This window comes from Bacillus sp. E214, assembly GCF_008087365.1.
Lineage (GTDB): Bacteria > Bacillota > Bacilli > Bacillales > Pradoshiaceae > Pradoshia.
Genome location: NZ_VENN01000001.1, coordinates 140908 through 157865, shown reverse-complemented (window position 1 = coordinate 157865; position 16958 = coordinate 140908). Strand labels below are relative to the sequence as shown.

15 protein-coding genes and 1 pseudogene are annotated in these 16958 nt (G+C 36.7%); 5 read left to right on the top strand and 11 right to left on the bottom strand.

All coding sequences use genetic code 11. The features are described 5' to 3' along the window. Nucleotide 1: 1 nt before the first annotated feature. Nucleotides 2–1267 (bottom strand): metallophosphoesterase family protein, encoded by a 1266-nt coding sequence (locus FHY47_RS00740; RefSeq protein WP_066100993.1) that lies wholly within the window; start codon nucleotides 1265–1267, stop codon nucleotides 2–4. Between the two features lie 261 nt (nucleotides 1268–1528). On the opposite strand from FHY47_RS00740, the gene FHY47_RS00735 reads away from it, so the two are divergent. The 4 genes and pseudogenes from FHY47_RS00735 to FHY47_RS00720 all read left to right on the top strand — a co-directional run bounded on the left by FHY47_RS00735 (nucleotide 1529) and on the right by FHY47_RS00720 (nucleotide 5019). Then, entirely contained in the window at nucleotides 1529–2170 is a 642-nt protein-coding gene (locus FHY47_RS00735) for a Bax inhibitor-1/YccA family protein (RefSeq protein ID WP_066100995.1), read from the top strand. A 153-nt stretch (nucleotides 2171–2323) separates the two neighbouring features. Beyond that, nucleotides 2324–3544, top strand: coding sequence for an MFS transporter (locus FHY47_RS00730; protein ID WP_066100997.1), 1221 nt, complete (start codon nucleotides 2324–2326; stop codon nucleotides 3542–3544). Between the two features lie 93 nt (nucleotides 3545–3637). Next, nucleotides 3638–3843: pseudogene (locus FHY47_RS00725) on the top strand (zinc ribbon domain-containing protein). Between the two features lie 240 nt (nucleotides 3844–4083). After that, nucleotides 4084–5019, top strand: a complete 936-nt coding sequence (locus tag FHY47_RS00720; RefSeq protein ID WP_148630226.1) for an NADP-dependent oxidoreductase — start codon at nucleotides 4084–4086, stop codon at nucleotides 5017–5019. Between the two features lie 178 nt (nucleotides 5020–5197). Here the strand turns inward: FHY47_RS00720 and FHY47_RS00715 are convergent, their stop codons facing one another. From FHY47_RS00715 to FHY47_RS00680, 8 genes are all read right to left on the bottom strand, one after another. Further along, the gene (locus FHY47_RS00715) at nucleotides 5198–6736 is read right to left on the bottom strand and encodes a solute symporter family protein (protein WP_139891326.1); all 1539 of its coding nucleotides are present in this window, start codon (nucleotides 6734–6736) and stop codon (nucleotides 5198–5200) included. Further along, nucleotides 6737–7072, bottom strand: a complete 336-nt coding sequence (locus FHY47_RS00710) for a DUF485 domain-containing protein (RefSeq protein WP_066101009.1) — start codon at nucleotides 7070–7072, stop codon at nucleotides 6737–6739. A gap of 288 nt (nucleotides 7073–7360) precedes the next feature. Continuing rightward, nucleotides 7361–7816: a hypothetical protein gene (locus FHY47_RS00705; RefSeq protein WP_139891327.1), complete on the bottom strand. Its 456-nt coding sequence runs from the start codon at nucleotides 7814–7816 to the stop codon at nucleotides 7361–7363. 172 nt (nucleotides 7817–7988) lie between these two features. Next, the gene (locus tag FHY47_RS19385; protein WP_139891328.1) at nucleotides 7989–9365 is read right to left on the bottom strand and encodes a murein hydrolase activator EnvC family protein; all 1377 of its coding nucleotides are present in this window, start codon (nucleotides 9363–9365) and stop codon (nucleotides 7989–7991) included. A gap of 426 nt (nucleotides 9366–9791) precedes the next feature. Continuing rightward, nucleotides 9792–10619 carry a non-homologous end joining protein Ku gene (gene ku, locus FHY47_RS00695; protein WP_066101014.1) on the bottom strand — a complete coding sequence of 276 codons (828 nt, stop codon included), beginning with the start codon at nucleotides 10617–10619 and terminating at the stop codon, nucleotides 9792–9794. A gap of 70 nt (nucleotides 10620–10689) precedes the next feature. After that, nucleotides 10690–11898, bottom strand: coding sequence for a non-homologous end-joining DNA ligase (gene ligD, locus FHY47_RS00690; RefSeq protein ID WP_148629525.1), 1209 nt, complete (start codon nucleotides 11896–11898; stop codon nucleotides 10690–10692). Further along, nucleotides 11895–12836, bottom strand: coding sequence for an ATP-dependent DNA ligase (locus tag FHY47_RS00685; RefSeq protein ID WP_148629524.1), 942 nt, complete (start codon nucleotides 12834–12836; stop codon nucleotides 11895–11897). Before FHY47_RS00685 ends, ligD begins: the two co-directional genes overlap by 4 nt. Nucleotides 12837–13227: 391 nt before the next feature. Beyond that, nucleotides 13228–14016 (bottom strand): SDR family oxidoreductase, encoded by a 789-nt coding sequence (locus FHY47_RS00680; RefSeq protein ID WP_139891330.1) that lies wholly within the window; start codon nucleotides 14014–14016, stop codon nucleotides 13228–13230. A gap of 224 nt (nucleotides 14017–14240) precedes the next feature. On the opposite strand from FHY47_RS00680, the gene FHY47_RS00675 reads away from it, so the two are divergent. Then, on the top strand, nucleotides 14241–15281 hold the full coding sequence (locus FHY47_RS00675) for an AI-2E family transporter (RefSeq protein ID WP_139891331.1): 1041 nt from the start codon (nucleotides 14241–14243) through the stop codon (nucleotides 15279–15281). Between the two features lie 110 nt (nucleotides 15282–15391). Here the strand turns inward: FHY47_RS00675 and FHY47_RS00670 are convergent, their stop codons facing one another. Next, complete coding sequence (locus tag FHY47_RS00670) at nucleotides 15392–16096, bottom strand: ABC transporter ATP-binding protein (RefSeq protein WP_066101037.1); 705 nt, start codon at nucleotides 16094–16096, stop codon at nucleotides 15392–15394. Beyond that, nucleotides 16093–16905, bottom strand: a complete 813-nt coding sequence (locus FHY47_RS00665; RefSeq protein WP_066101040.1) for an ABC transporter permease — start codon at nucleotides 16903–16905, stop codon at nucleotides 16093–16095. Before FHY47_RS00665 ends, FHY47_RS00670 begins: the two co-directional genes overlap by 4 nt. Between the last annotated feature and the right edge of the window lie 53 nt (nucleotides 16906–16958).

Below are 16958 nucleotides of genomic sequence, written 5' to 3'. Positions count from 1 at the left end.
CTTATTTACCTCCTTCCATTTGTAACTCAAGGCTCACCAGTTGTTTAACTTCCTCCAGTTTTTCTTCCAGCATGGCAACTGAATCAGGAATAACCATATTCTCTCCTCTTTTTAAATCGGTCGGTAATACGTTAGTAATCGCAGAAAACTCTTTTCTTACATCTTCGAGCAATTCATCCATATCACTTTTCTCAAGCCAGTTAAAAATGGAGGTCACTGGGTTATTTTCATCAGAGAAATGATTGGACTCTAACGGTGGAGCCGTTTTATTCTTTATTTTCTCTATCCATATTTGCCCATGTCCAACGGCAAAAGCTGCAGATCTAATGTCATTTAATACTTTTTCTTTATTTTTCATAAGCTCCTGATATAAAGAAGTATTGCCACTGACGACTACTCTGGCTGCGAGCATTCTACCATCTGCAGTATCTAGGTAATTTTCCAGCTGCTCTTCGATTTTCTGGAGAAATTGATCGTAATCACCAAGGGGGGTCGCATCTATCTCAATGATCTCCCAGCGTAATACATCCAGTGATATATGATTTAATTCCTGTATCTGACCATCGCTAACTTTAATCAAGGAACATCCTTTTGGACCTGTCTCTTTGCTGTGCCGGCTTTGAATATTGCCTGGAAAGAGAATGACTGGGTTTTTCTCACATAAAAACTCCCGTTTATGAATATGCCCAAGAGCCCAATAGTCATATTCTTTCCCCTTCATGTCCTCTATGGAACAGGGGGCATAATTCTCATGTCCTTCCCGGCCTACTGCCGATGTATGCAAAATCCCAATATTGAAATATCCATCTTCCTTTTGCGGATAGCTTTTAGCAAGATTATCTGTTACAGCACGTGTTGAAAATCCTTGACCATGTAGGGCCACTCCAAGTTCATCTATAAACATACTTTTGCATTTTTTATCATCAAAAATATAAACATTATCAGGAAGTTTTATTTCTTTAGTAATGATACTTGCTGCATCATGATTCCCTTTAATCATATAAACAGGGATTTGATGCATTTTTAGCCTTGCCATTTCGTTTGCAAAAAAGAGACCTGTATTGTAATCCTTCCAATCCCCATCATATAAATCACCTGCAATAATGATGAAATGCACTTTTTCTTTAATAGCAAAATCAATCATATTTTTAAATGCATCTCTGGTAGCACTGCGCAACTTTTCGACTGGTGCTCCTTCATATCTTGATAAACCTTTTAATGGACTATCTAAATGGATATCAGCAGCATGGATAAATGTAAAGTTCACAAAGTCTCCCCCTTTCCTCATCCTCATAATCATAGAATAGCATAAAATGGTATACACTAGAGCCCTGAACCTAACACTCCCAAATATTCACAGCTATATACAACACCTACCAAAAAAAGAACAAATGTTCTTATTTTTATTATATAATATCCATTTGTATTTGTCTCTACTATTTCTATGTAAAAATCAGGATATTCCTTGAAACCTTTGATATAGTTAATCGTAGATACATATATGATAAATAAAAGGAGAGGTAAATAAATGAATTCATATACGGAAACCAATAAATATCACATTCCAGCCGTTATCAGAACTTTCGCTTTATCATTAGCTATTTCTTTAATTGGCTTTATTGTAGGTAATTTTGTTCCTCCATCCTTGTTCTTGCCACTGATGATTATAGAATTCGGTATGCTTATTGCGGCGTTTTTTGTGAGAAGAAGGAAAATTCTCTCATATAGTTTCTTATATGCGTTTACTTTTATATCAGGCATCACCTTATATCCTGTAATCGCAAACTATTTAGTAACAATAGGACCGCAGCCCATTATCATGAGCTTGGCTGCTACAGTAGTTGTATTTGGCGGACTCTCTCTCTACGCCGCGACAACAAAGCGGGATTTAACATTTTTAAGCGGATTTCTGTTAGCCGCATTGCTCGCCATCCTGGTTATTGGGATTTTCAATATTTTTTCACCTTTATCTTCTACTGCCATGCTTGTCTATTCATTTATAGGTATACTCGTATTCAGCGGATACGTATTATATGATGTGAACCGTATGAAACAGTACGGAGTACCTGAAGATGAAATCCCATTGGCTGCACTCAATTTATATCTTGATTTTGTTAACCTGTTCCTTTTTATCCTTAGATTTATTGGTATTTTATCTTCGGATGATTAGGCAAAAAAGAACTGTGAATAACCTTCACAGTTCTTTTGTATATATATTCCAATCCATTTATAATAAGCATTTAAGAACACTTAATGTACATAATTTCTCATCCTGTGTGGCAAAGTAATTGCATAGAACTGCTTAGAGAGATGAGGGAATTAAATGAGTTCACAAACGGATACCGATAAAATTAGTTTTTGGTGTTTGGCCAGTATAGCAGCAGTGCCACTAATAATGACATTAGGTAATTCAATGCTTATCCCTGTTCTACCTATTTTAGAAAAGAGAGTTGGAATCTCCTCTTTCCAATCCAGTTTGATTATTACAAGCTATTCAATCGCCTCCATCCTTTTAATACCGATTGCAGGATATTTATCCGACCGTTTTGGGAGGAAAATGATCTTACTGCCTAGTTTAGTTTTAGCTTTTATCGGCGGGCTAGTATCAGGCTTTGCCTCTTGGAAAATGGAAAATCCATTTATGGTCATTATAATAGGACGAATCATTCAAGGAATAGGATCATCTGGTGCTTTTCCAATCATATTACCCTTAGTTGGCGATCTTTTTAAAGACGATGATAAAGCAAGCTCTGTTCTGGGAATTGTGGAAACATCCAATACCTTTGGAAAAGTTTTAAGTCCCGTACTTGGAGCTGCATTAGCCATTTCTCTATGGTTTCTTCCTTTCTTTGCTATCTCTTTTTTAAGTTTAGTCACATTTTTTATGATTCTTTTTTGTATAAAGTTGCCAAAGAAAACAGAAGAACCTCCTACACTAAAAGAATTTTTAAAGGATACCAAAAAAATATTTAAGAAGGATGGGTCATGGTTATACAGTGTATTCCTGACAGGGGCATTCGTCATGTTAATATTGTTTGCCATCCAGTTTTATTTATCTTCCATACTTGAATCCAAGTATGATATTCATCAAATTAAAAAGGGACTTGTGCTTGCTGTTCCCCTATTTTTCTTGTGTGTTGCTTCATTTATCACCGGAAAAAAAATAAAAGATAATATTAAATTAATGAAAATCCTAATTCTGGCTTCTATCATTGTTAGCGCGATTGCCATCACCTTTACAACTTATTTCGATAATATCTATATATTAATCGGAGTATTATCGATTTTTGGTGCCGGCCTTGGGACGATTTTACCGTCACTGGATGCAATTATTACTGAAAACATCGATAAAAAACAAAGAGGAACAATCACATCTTTTTACAGCTCGGCACGATTTTTTGGTGTAGCAGCAGGTCCTCCACTCATGTCTTATTTTATGAAGCATAATCAATCTTATCTTTTTTATAGCTTTGGTGCTATTTCATTGATTTTATTCTTTATTGTTCTCAAATTTATAAAGAGTGATGAAAAAGCAGCTACCTAAAAAACATGTCCCACGCCTATATAGGCAACTGGGACATGTTTTTTAATGTTATAATTATATCGGAAATTATCTTCATAAAAGGAGTGATTTGCTTTGTCACAATCAGGATGTTTAAATGTGGAAGCCTTGATGCCAGCCAAAAAGAAGTTTCTATGACAGGAACCGGTCTGTCAAAAATGTTTGATATTCAAAATAATCAATTTCTCGTAGTTTAATGCAATCATTGTGGCTATTCGGAGTTTTATAATAAAAAGTCCTCTGCTAGCAGCAATGTTTTAGACATTTTCTTTAGAGGATGATCATCCCTCCCTTCTCCTCCGTCTTACTTATGGCAGTAATCCATACCTTCCTCAAAATTAGATAACTCAATCCTCCATTTATAAGATAAAAACTCAATTAATCCTCTTAGGATAAATTTCCTGTTTTTTATTCATTACACGTTAAAAACGGTTACCTTCTTTTGTACAGGGAATGAACATAATAAGGATTTCCAAAGCCTTAATTACCAGTCAAGGAGGAATTATATGCAAAATACCAAGATGAAAGCAATAGTAATAGAAGAGTATGGCGGACAGAATGCTTTAAAAGAAAAAGTAGTTGAAAAGCCGCCTCTATTAGATAATCAGGTCTTAATCGAAGTAAAAGCTGCATCCGTCAATCCAATTGATTGGAAATTAAGAGAAGGCCATATTGCTGATCAATATGCATTCGAATTCCCTATTATATTAGGCTTGGACGTTGCAGGAATTGTTAAAGAGGTTGGTAAACACGTCGTTGATTTTACAAATGGAGACAGGGTTTTTGCACGTCTCGATACAACTCGTTATGGAGCCTATGCTGAATACACAGCTGTTGATGAATTACTAATTGCGAAAATCCCTGATAATTTATCTTTTAAGGAGGCTGCATCCGTCCCATTGGCTGGAATGACGGCATATCAGTGTTTATTTGATGCATTGGAAATTATGGAAGGACAGAAAATTCTTATTCATGGTGGTGCAGGAGGTGTTGGTTCGTACGCAATCCAATTAGCTAAACTTAAAGGAGCCTATGTAGCCACCACAGCCAGCAAAAAAAACCATGGATTTCTAAAGGAATTAGGAGCCGATCTATGCATTGACTACCATACCGAAAATATAGAAGATAAATTGACAAAATACGATGCTGTTTTAGATACAATTGGGACATCCGTTCAAACTGCCAGCATGAAAATCCTACGTCGAGGCGGCAGATTGGTATCCATTGTAGACCCGCCAAACGAACAATTAGCCAATCGTTATGGCATTACGGAAGAATTTGTATGGTTAAACCCAAATGGTAACCAGCTAAAAGAATTGGCTAAGCTTCTTAGCGAGGGAAGATTGAAACCAGTAGTTGGTGAAACCTTCCCTTTAAATGAAAAAGGTGTTAAAAATGCACACGAATTAAGTGAATCCTCTCATGCGAGAGGAAAAATAATCTTAGTAGTTGATTAATATTTAGTTATTTCTTGGGAAATGATAAATAAAGCAGGCAGAGGAGTCACGTGTACGTACCTTTGCCTGTCTTTTTCATTGGCTCAATTGCATGTAAAAAGAGGCCGCTGTAAGTCATTAAATAACCTACGAACAGCCCCTTCCCTAATTTATGCTTGACCTAAAAGAGGTCATACCACTATTTTATAGTATCTAAACCCGTATTAGATTTAACCAAAATTTCATCGAACTTCGCTTCATCTTCCTTCTTACGAGATAATAATGTCCCTACAAATCCAGCCAGAAACCCTAGCGGAATGGATACCAGACCAGGTGTTGACAAAGGAAATAAAGGGTCACCAACCAGTATCGCCGCTCCAGCTTCCGGATTAAACACGTTAGGGCTGACTAAAACAAGTCCAACTGAAGTGATTAAACCTACTACCATTGCACTGATAGCACCAGTAGTGTTAAATTTCTTCCAGTAGATTGTATAAATAATTACAGGTAAATTTGCACTGGCAGCCACGGCAAAGGCTAATGATACAAGAAAGGCGACATTTAAATTTTGTGCTACTAAAGCCAAAAGAATCGATAAGACGGAAACACCAACAGATGCATATCTTGCCATCTTAACCTGCTCTTTTTCAGTTGCCTTTCCTTTTCTCAATATTTCATTATAAAAATCATGGGCAAACGCAGATGCCCCAGTTAATACAAGACCAGCAACAACGGCCAATATTGTCGCAAATGCAACTGCCGAGATAAAAGCAAACAATATATCCCCACCAATAGCCTTGGCTAGTAATGGTGCTGCCATATTCCCTGCTGCATTCGCGTTTACTATATCAGCATTACCCACAAAAGCTGCTGCTCCAAATCCAAGGAAAATGGTCATGACATAAAAAATCCCAATGATCCAGGTAGCATATACAACTGAGCTTCGCGCTGTTTTAGCATCCTTTACCGTAAAGAATCGTACAAGGATATGTGGCAAACCAGCGGTTCCAAGAACAAGTCCCATTGTTAGCGATAATGTATCTAGGCCATCAGTGTATTTTACCCCCGGATTCAGGAACGCCTCCTTTAATGGAGTAGCTGTACTCATCTGTTCAAACATACTTGCAATATTAAAATTAAATTTGGCAAAAACGATGAATGAAATGATAAAGGTCCCTGCCATCAGTAATACAGCTTTGACAATTTGAACCCAGCTAGTAGCATGCATGCCACCAAAAATAACGTATATGGTCATGAGAGCTCCAACAATTAAAACGGAGGTGGCATATTCTAAGCCCAGCAATAATTTAATCAGTGCTCCTGCCCCTACCAACTGAGCAATCATATAAAATATAGAAATAGACATCGTATTAAAAGCAGCTACACCACGTATTTTTTTTGCATCAAACCTTGCTGCCAGCATGTCTGCCAATGTATATTTGCCCAGATTTCTAAGTGGCTCAGCCACCAAATAAAGTACAACCAAGTAAGCGACCAAAAAACCTATACTATAAAAGAAGCCATCAAAACCTGTTAAAGCGACTGCACCGGCTATTCCCAAAAACGAAGCTGCAGACATATAATCACCCGCTATTGCTAAGCCATTTTGCCAACCGGTCAGACCACCTCCTGCTGTGTAAAACTCACTCGCATTGTTTGTTCTTTTAGAAGCCCAATAAGTAATGAGCAAAGTAACAAATACAATAGCGAGAAACATAAAAAAAGCCGTATAATTCATCTACTGTTTACCCCCTATTTTCAACACCTTATCACTTAAGCGGTCAAATCTGGTTGCTCTTTTAGAATAGATCATACATAACGTCCACGTCATAATAAACTGTGCAAATGCAAATACCCACGCCCAAGTGATATGTCCATAGAAAGAATTATTCAGCACCGATGAATAGGATGTCATTATGGGAAGTGCAAAATAAAAGATTAGGAAAAACAAGGTTAAGGGTATTATAAATTTTTTCTTTTCATTTAAAAGTTGTTGAAACTCTGGACTTTTTACAATAGCCGAATAATCCCTTTTCCCCTTTTGTTCCTCCTTGGATAACATTTTTTCTTCCATCTTAATCCCCTTTCTAATATTTAATTGAAACGCTTACAAAATATTCTAAATATTATAAACACTATTAGTATACTTCATTCAGAGCCTTTGGTAAATCAATATTTAGGCTTATTTTTATACAAGTTAAAATGAGGTTTGAATATGGGAGACCGTTTATTGAAAAAGGATTTACATACAGCAATTCCAGTCAACTAAACACTACAAAAAAGAGTTATTTAAGTAAGGATGTTGCTAATAGCATATAAAAAAGAGATAGCTTTTTGCTATCTCAGTGGTTGAAAGAAGTATTTACCTTTTATCCAGATGATTCTTTAGAATTTTATAAATGAGAATACCAGCTAAAATCCCCACCAATGAAAAAATAATCCCTTTAAGGATGTCTTGTGGTTCATTTAAGTCTTGTTTAAATTCATATTCTTCTCTTCTATCTGCTTTCACATATTGACCATCGGATTCTTGTACGACTAACGCTTCCTCTGTACTAACCTCTTTAATAGTAAAGTATTTAGTACCTTTCGGATAAGCATTAGAAAAATTACCCGATTGCGGTTCCATATCCGAATACTTTGTTACTTGTCCAATTTCATCCCCAATTTCGGTCACAGATTCTTCACTTACCTCATAGACATACCCGCCCCAAACCACAAACGGATATAACCATTTAGTTGCCATTGCTTTTGCTGGTAAAAATGAAGTAAGTAAAACAAATAAGACTGTAATCAAAAGCAGATATTGTTTTTTCAACTACATTCCCCCTTTTTCGGGATTATCACTCATTATTCAAGTTTCATTGGTAGTATTGTCGAACTAGCCTACCACAATCTTTAGTTAATTATCATCATTTTTATAATACTACAAAATGGAAATTCTTTTTTTCAAGAGCAACAAAAAAAGAGGCCATTGGCCTCCTTTAAAATCAATTTATATAATTCGTAGGATTTATAGCATTGGCTTTACTTTGTGTCCAAGGTCCTTTATGAAGCTCAAAGTGTAAATGCTGGCCTGTTGAACGTCCAGTATTCCCCATCAAACCGATCTGTTGACCCTTGCTGACAGTTTGTCCAGTACTTACTCTCATACTATTGTCTCTCATATGCGCATACACAGTTGTGTATTGTTGTCCATTAATATAGTGAGTGATAAATACTACATTACCATAACTGGAAGATTTGTAAGCTCTAGATACAACACCGCTTGCAGCTGCCACGATTGGAACAGTACCAGATGTTGCAATATCAACTCCGCCATGTGATTTTCCCCATCTTGGACCATATCCAGAAGTATAATACCCTGCAGATGGTTTCATGAACATGCCAGATGAGCTGCTTGAAGCTGGTGCACTGTATGTTGGTTCACTGACTTTTGGTGCACTAGATTTTTTAACAGATGAACTTCCTGTAGATGCACTAGAAGAGGATTCACTCTTTTTAGCTTCCTCTGCTCTTTGTGCTGCAAGTTCAGCCTGACGTTTTTTTTCTGCAGCCGCCTCAGCCGCTTTTTGTCTGGCAACTATAGCCTGACGTTCTTTTTCCTGCGCAATCGCTTTGCTTAAAGCTGTTTCTTGGCCAGCTAAGATAGAAGATTCTTCTTCCATACTTAATTTATGCTCTTCCAAGTGTTTCTCTTCAAGTTTAAGCTTTTTCATTAGTTTATTTTTTTCTTGCTTCTGATTTTCTTGTTTTGCCTTCAAATCTGTTAATTCTTTTTTCATAGATTCTAAACTTTGAAGCTTAGTTTCTACTTCTTGCTTTTTCTTCTCTAAATCCTTTTTATCTTTTTCTTGTTCAGCGATTAGATCATTATCAGCTTCCATTATTGTAGATACGGCATTCACCCGTTCAACAAAGTCGCCAAAGCTGCTCGCTCCCACTACAACTTCCAGATAATTCATCTTACCGCCTGTAACCTGATAGGATCTAGCACGTTCTTTTAATAATTCTGTTCTTGCTTCAATCTTCTCTTCAAGTACTACGATATCTTTTCTTAATTGTTCAATATCCTTTTTTGTGTTATCAATTTTTGTATTTATCTTGTCAATTTTTGAATTCGTTTCAGTAATCTCTGATTCCAGCTTTTTAAGTTGTGCTGTTAAATCAGTTTGCTGATCTACTACATGACCGATAGATTCGTTTGTTTGATTAATATCTTGATTTACTTTCTCTTTTTCGCCTCTAATTTGATTCTCTTTTTTCTCTAATTCTGATAAGGATGCAGCCGTAGCATATCCTCCTGATAATAATGACCCTGCACCAACTGCTAAAGCAATGTTAAACGCAATAAATGACTTCTTCAAGCAATGATCCCCTTTCAATGTCTCACATGTTAGTTTGTATCTTGCTTCTCTCTATATAAGTGACTATTAAAATAAGCGACTATTAAAAATTCATATATATAATTGCCAATCAAACCAATGATTGGTACTGCCTTATTATATCAATCTGACAATTTTTTTCTACCATTCAAACATTACATTTATATTTCGCGGAATTTCGATCTTGTAATATATTTAATAAAGTCCATTTTTCTAGTAATTTCGACATACTTTTTGCTAATAAAACTACAATTCGCTATTAAAAATGAATCTTTTCACCCATAGAAATAAACCTGGTCTTTCAAAAGGAAAACAAAAGTTTATATTTTCTGAATTATTGGATAATAATAAAAAGCCTGTTTCTTTACAGAAACGGCTTCTAAAACAAGCTTATCTATTCAAAATAAATCAGGAAGTCTCTTTTTTCCTGCGTGGGGCTCTTTTTCTGGCTGGCTTTGTTGCTGGTTTTGTTTGGTCAATAGATGCCTGGAGTGCTGCCATAAGATCAACAACATTTGATGCTGTTTTCTTTCCAGCTGTAGGTGTGACCGTATCGGATTGTTTTTTCTGCTCAATCAATTCAAGTAAAGCTGTCCGGTATTCATCATGATATTTAGATGGATCAAATGTGGTAGTCAACTGATCGATTAATAAAATAGCTGTATCCAATTCCTTCTGTACAATTTCTTCAACAGCGGGGATATTGGGTACATCTGCAGCTTTTCTTACCTCATCAGGAAAATGAATGGTCTCCATTAGTAAAGTATTTTCTAAGATTCTGACCACAGCGAGCGACTCCTTTGCACGGATCGTAATTTTCGCCAGCCCAACTTTTCCTGATTCCTCCAACGCCTTCCTCAACAGGGAATAAGCTTTTGTACCGCCCTCATTTGGTGACATATAATAACTCTTATCAAAATAAATAGGATCGATTTCATCTATTTTGACAAAATCGATAATTTCAACTGCCTTGTCCTCTTGCTCTTTCTTCAATTTTTCCAGTTCTTCATCATCGAGCACAACATATTTTCCTTTCACGTACTCATAGGCTTTAACAATATCCTCTTGGCTCACCTCTTCTCCGCAAACTGAACATACTTTCGAATATTTGATAGGCGCATGGCATTTATTATGTAAGGTGCGCAGGGATATATCTTTATTCTCCGTTGCCGCATGAAGCTTTATTGGTATACTGACAAGACCAAAACTAATGGTTCCCTTCCAAATTGTATGCATAAATACACCTTCCTTTTTTTGTATATTATATCCAAACTAATTAATTTTAAAATGATTATTCAAGGTGATGTTATGGTTTATGTTCTTTTTTAATGAAGTCTATGATTTTTTTCATTTGGTTCGATTGATCAACTGTAAAGTAATTTTCAAACGGATTCATTCCCTTTACTAATCTATCCTTAACAGTTTTCATTGAGTAATGCTCTGTCTGCAACCCGCTCTTTACTTCATCCCAAAACAATGGCGCTGCAACAGAGGGGACGGCTGTTTCCCTCGGTGAATACGGACAGATAATCGTCTTGTCTTTGTCATGTTGAATATAGTCTATATAGAGACGATTTGCTCTATTTTTTTTCATCCGTTCTATTGTAAAATTGTCCGGAAAACGATTAATTAGATAGAGAGCAATGAATTCGGTAAATATACGTGTTTCCGCATAACTGATTGTAGCTCCCTTCAATGGAAGATGAATTTGAATCCCCTTTCTGCCTGATAACTTCACGAAAGCCGTTAACTGAAATTGATCGAGTATTTGTTTCATTTCCAGTGCAGCTTTTACAGCCAAGCGTAAATCGCCTAGTTCAGGTGGATCAAGATCAAACACGATTTCTGCCGGATTTTGTTTTTTAATATCATTAAAGGGAATATGAAATTCAATGGCTGCCTGATTCCCGAGCCATAAAAGAGTTTCGATATTATTACATACGGTATAGTTAATATCATGGTTCATATCCGTTTTTACAAAATCAGGTGCATAGTCAGGTGTTGCTTTTTGATAGAATCCCTGAGAATCGACACCTTCTGGATATCTTTTAACTGTTAAGTGCCTGTCCTTTAAAAAGGGCAGCATAAAGTCTGCGACAGTAAGAAGGTATTCCAAATACATTTCTTTGGTCACTGATTGCTCTGTCCAGATGATTTTCCCTGGATTCGTAATGGCTACCTGTTCATATTGGGACAGTACTAATTTCGTCCATGTACAGGCTGTCCAATTCTCAGTCACCGCCAGGCTTATATAGACCGGAGAATTTAATTTATAATTTGTTACTGCCTTGTATGCCACTTGAATGCAAATACCAGGAGGGACCTTATAAATTTGGTTTTGCTGTGCTTTCCCAGTTTGATGTAAAATACCTAAAATTGCCTCGCGCTCTTCATCAGTAAATGCTTCTTTTACTTCAGCAACCTCAATGATTTTTTCTTCATGAAGAACTGCCACTGTACAGACTTTATTTTCACTATCATATTTAGTTAAAAAACATAGACCTGTATATCTCATATCTCAAGCTCCAATAAACATTCCTTTGGATTACGGTCGACAAATGATTCTAATAAAGGCTGCCTTAATGTCATAGATTCTGTCCATTCCAGATAAGAGACCTTCACTGTATAAATGGGTTGTATCCAGTGATACTGCTTTGTATTTCCCAATTTTGAGGTGAAAGGATTTTCAGTTTGTAAGGCTTTTTCCATAAATTCTTTAATCACCTTCCACTCATCCAGCTTATAGCGTCCTTTTCCTGCACGACCAATATACTTGAGTCCTCCCGAGGAGTCATACAATCCCAGTACTAAGGATTGCAGTTCACTCCCCTTTGTCACATATCCCCCAACTATAGCAATGAGGTCTTTATAAAATTTCACCTTCTGCCACCGACCGTCTTTCCCATTCAAGCTATAGGGTTTACGCAAATCCTTTGCAACGATACCCTCTAATCCCTGCTCCTTGATGGCCTCGTATAATGCCTCTCCATTCGAAAAGCTTTCTACAACCTGTACATTCTCTGTTGGCGTAATTATAGATGACAATAATCTTTGACGTTCTGCAAGTTCGTCATCAATAACCCATTTTCCATCCAGGTAAAGAATATCAAAAATCATATAGATGACAGGTCGTTCCTTTATGGAAAGATGAATCAATTCTGATCGGTTCATCCGGTCCCGCTTCATTACCTCATGAAAAGATGGCTTTCCATCTTGCATAGCGATAATTTCGCCATCCAAAATTACAGAGGATGCAGAACAATAGCTGCCTAAATCCGTAAACTCCGGATATTGCTTTGTTCTATTATTTAAATTACGATTAACCAGCTCTACTTCATCATCTATTTTGTAAACTAACATCCGCACACCATCCCATTTAACCTGGAAGATCCATTCCTCCCCTATTGGTATAACTTCAGCGGAAATCGGCTCAAAGGGTTTTATAGGGTCCATATTTTCACCTTCCATCTAATAGTGCAACAGCATTCGACATTTCATATTTATAGTATGGGAATAAAAACAAAGAATATGTCAGCGAGTGAATGAATTCCGCCGGAATCGTTGTCATTATTTTATGAGGCAGTAGTATCATTAGAGGATTATAAAACCTCCAACGAACTAAGTAACTTGGCTTCAAAAATTTTGGAGGCATCTGAAGAGACAAAACATATGATCCATTACGGTGTTTAAAAGAAATCCTTGCTAAAGATACAAAAAAGATAGCCATTGCCTTGGCTACCTTTTGAGTGCTATCTATTAAATGATTAATACTATAATTACAGGATGTTTTATCAAATGCCCCTATCTTACTTACTAGATGTTAACTAAGATACAAAAAACTCACTTACAGTAATGATTCAGTTCCATCGACATATATTTCGGTACCGGAAACATGACTTGACTCGTCAGATGCAAGGAAGTAAACCAAATTTGCTACCTGTTCAGCTGATCCTGGTCCATCTGCCAATGGCTGCATTCCTTCAGGATATTCGATAGGTATTTCGATTTCCTTTAAACTTTCAGACTTAGTTGTGCTGCTATCTATATTTGTTTCAATTGCACCAGGACAAATGGCATTAACTCGGATTTTATATCTGGCCAACTCTAAGGCCGCCATTTTCATAAATCCAATTTGACCGGCCTTCGAAGTACTATAGGCTGCCATACCAAAGCCAGCGAACCGTCTATTTCCATTGATTGAGCTTGTGATTATGATGCTGCCACCTTGCTCTTTCATATGAGGAATGCAATATTTAACAAACAAGAATGTGCTTCTAAGGTTCGTTTCAATCACTTCATTCCAGTCCGAAATTTCAAATTCTTCAATAGAAGACAAGGTCCCGTTTATACCAGCGTTACTGAACAGAATATCAAGCCTTTCCCACTTATTCATGACCTGTGAAATTCCTTCACGAATTTGAGCTTCATCACGGATATCAACCTCATAAACACAGGCTTCTCCTCCTGCATTTGTGATTTCTTCCTTTATTTTCTCTGCATTATCAATATTTATGTCCATAATACAGACACGAATGCCATTGTCCGCAAACTTCTTAGCTGTGGCTGCGCCAATCCCAGAACCTCCACCAGTTACGATTGCAACTTTACCCTTTGATTTTTCAGATAACGCCATACGTTTCATCTCCCATGCACATTTCTATTTATCTACTTATTTATCCAATAAGTACAATATTGAAACGTATGCCTGAACAGTTTATACATATATTCATAGAACATTTCCTATATTCCACCAATTTTTAAAAAATTATTTCCAAACCCTCTTATAAACCGTACTACTAACAGATATAATTAACATATCAAGCATGCGGTGCTGCCGAAAGGAGAAACAACAGGTTTATGTTTTCACTCAACCAATTTATAAAAAGCAGAGGGTTCGTCCGTTTTCTTACCATCTTATTTTTGATAGGGATTTTCTATGCCCTTAGAGGTATGATGAATTTAGTTCTATTCACTTTTATTTTTATTTTCTTAATGGGCGGTTTGGAGAGAATCATTTCATCGTCCATATCCAAAATCAGTCCAATACGAGTCAAGCCACAAATAATAATTATCCTGCTCTACACAATCATAATTTCCTCTTTGGTTATGATTATTTATAAATACATACCTGTCATTACCATGCAAATAACCGACCTTGTAAAAGTAATTATAGATTTTTACAAGCACCCGCCTGATAACACAGCAATTGATGTTGTGATCAGTGCAATGCAGAAGTTTGTATCACCTTCTGAAATTGAGGAAAATGCAATGGCGCTGTACAGTTATGCTGCAAATATCGGTAAATTAAGCCTGCAGTTATTTTTAGCTTTGCTGCTAAGTTTATTCTTTCTTTTGGAAAAGGAAAAAATCAAACGATTTACCGGTTCATTCAAGAAAAGCAAACTGGGAGTTTTATTCACTGAATTAGAGTATTTAGGTAATATATTTGTAAATTCATTTGGTAAGGTTATCGAAGTTCAATTTTTAATTGCATTTGTTAATGCTATATTATCGATTATTATTCTTTATTTCTTAGGGTTTCCACAGCTATTGGGACTCGCATTTATGATTTTCCTACTGGGACTTATTCCTGTTGCGGGCGTTATTATTTCCTTAATTCCTCTTTGTACAATTGCCTATAGTATAGGTGGAGGAATGCATGTACTGTATGTAGTTATTCTAATAGCAGCCATACATGCTTTGGAAAGTTATGTACTAAATCCTAAATTCATGTCGGCCAAAACTCATTTACCTACGTTTTTCACATTCCTGGTATTGGTGTTCGGTGAACATTTCCTTGGAATATGGGGCTTGATTTTAGGTATTCCTATTTTTATCTTCTTATTAAATATGCTTGATGTTCCAGATGCTGAAGTGACTGAACCTAAGAATATATAATGGATCGTAAAATAGGCATGAGTTTCGGAATCTTTCGAACTCATGCCTATTGTTATTCTTAAATATAATTCAACCGTACGTCTTACAGAGCACGGCTGCAGTCCACCCTTTTATATTCGTTGTCTGTACAAGGTTGATAGCTCTTTCGTAAAACCATCAATATCAGAAAAATCATTTTCAAGTGATTGAGCCAGCTGCCCCTTTTCAATGAATAACACCCGGTCGGCAAGTTCTGCGGCAACATCCATCATATGAGTAGAGAAAATCGTAATCGTGCCTGCTTCTTTAAGCTTTTTAATCATTTCTATAAATTCATTAATCCAGTAAGGATCGAGCCCATTGGTCGGCTCGTCCATAATTAAAAGTCTTGGTTCAGCTAAAATCGATTGGCCGAATAACAACCTTTGTCTCATTCCTTTAGAAAGATTTTTTACGAGCTCTTTCCGCTTGTCGGTTAATCCCAAACGATCAATCACCTCTCTCACTCGTTCATTGGAAATCTCTCGGATAGCTGCATAAAAAGACATAAACTCTCCCACATTCATGTCGCCCTGAGCATAAAATTCATCAGGCATATAACCGATCAATGATACATATTCTTTATTTTGTGCAGTCATATTGACCCCATCCAACAGAACGGTTCCGGCTGAGGGGGAAGAGATACTGGCCAAAATATTCAGGATAGTACTTTTTCCAGCACCATTCCCTCCGCATAAAGAAACACATTGCCCTTCCTTCACTGCCAACGAAAATGGCTGCAACGCTGTATTGGTTTTATAGTGTTTTGAGATATCAGTCACTTCTAACCCTGTCATTGTGCTCTTCTCCTTTTTAAATACCAAATTGCAATAAAGCCTAACGCAGCAATAAATACAAACGCATATAAGAATAGTACACCCCATACAATTCCTTCATTAAATAGCGGAACCAATCCATCATAGGCTTGGCCGAAGATAGAACCGCCGTCCAATCTAATCACCAAGAAAAAGCGTAAGAATTCTGCTGGATTTATGATCATCGCAATTTTCATAAGCACTCCTATCATTGAATAAGGTAAAGCACCTAAAATAGCAATTAACGCAGTCGGCCATATCATAATAAGAAGAAACCAGACTGCAACAGATAGAGTAAGTGCCTGCCATTTCGTGCTTACAAATGATCCTATAAAAAGGCCAAGTGTCAGGAAAAACAAGATTAACAGCATACTAAATAGAAAAAGCACAAGCATCCAAGTTAACGAAATATCAATCCCAGTCAGCAACCCAATTACCATACTCAACCAATACGCCAGTGAAAAACACACTGCCTGGGCAGTAAACTGGCCTCCAAGTTTACCAAAGAAGTAGGAGACGATATCTAATGGATACGTACATAATAATCTCCATTGGCCATTTTCCATTTCATTAGCTATTGAAAAAGAGCCAAAAATCAACATAAATAATGGCAATATATATAACATAATATTAACGACTGTTCCCGTAATATTTGTATATCCTGAGATTGCTCCATTTGTCCGCTCCAATGCCAATAAAAGAGAAATGACAACAATCCATAGAATGGCGATTGAATAATACGAACGGCCCCGTGATGTCATTCTCCATTCAGAGCTCCATATGTTCCACATTCTTCTTACCTCCCGTGACGACATCTAAATAAAAGGCAACCATGCCGGCTGCC

Excerpts from the sequence above, each read along its gene's own strand:
- FHY47_RS00670 (WP_066101037.1), bottom strand. The coding sequence starts at position 16,096 with ATGACAGGGTTAGAAGTGACTGATATCTCAAAACACTATAAAACCAAT.
- FHY47_RS00710 (WP_066101009.1), bottom strand. The coding sequence starts at position 7,072 with ATGGAAGAAAAAATGTTATCCAAGGAGGAACAAAAGGGGAAAAGGGAT.
- FHY47_RS00735 (WP_066100995.1), top strand. The coding sequence starts at position 1,529 with ATGAATTCATATACGGAAACCAATAAATATCACATTCCAGCCGTTATC.
- ligD (WP_148629525.1), bottom strand. The coding sequence starts at position 11,898 with ATGAGATATACAGGTCTATGTTTTTTAACTAAATATGATAGTGAAAAT.
- FHY47_RS00665 (WP_066101040.1), bottom strand. The coding sequence starts at position 16,905 with ATGTGGAACATATGGAGCTCTGAATGGAGAATGACATCACGGGGCCGT.
- FHY47_RS00730 (WP_066100997.1), top strand. The coding sequence starts at position 2,324 with ATGAGTTCACAAACGGATACCGATAAAATTAGTTTTTGGTGTTTGGCC.
- FHY47_RS00675 (WP_139891331.1), top strand. The coding sequence starts at position 14,241 with ATGTTTTCACTCAACCAATTTATAAAAAGCAGAGGGTTCGTCCGTTTT.
- FHY47_RS00680 (WP_139891330.1), bottom strand. The coding sequence starts at position 14,016 with ATGGCGTTATCTGAAAAATCAAAGGGTAAAGTTGCAATCGTAACTGGT.
- FHY47_RS00685 (WP_148629524.1), bottom strand. The coding sequence starts at position 12,836 with ATGGACCCTATAAAACCCTTTGAGCCGATTTCCGCTGAAGTTATACCA.
- FHY47_RS00715 (WP_139891326.1), bottom strand. The coding sequence starts at position 6,736 with ATGAATTATACGGCTTTTTTTATGTTTCTCGCTATTGTATTTGTTACT.
- ku (WP_066101014.1), bottom strand. The coding sequence starts at position 10,619 with ATGCATACAATTTGGAAGGGAACCATTAGTTTTGGTCTTGTCAGTATA.
- FHY47_RS00720 (WP_148630226.1), top strand. The coding sequence starts at position 4,084 with ATGAAAGCAATAGTAATAGAAGAGTATGGCGGACAGAATGCTTTAAAA.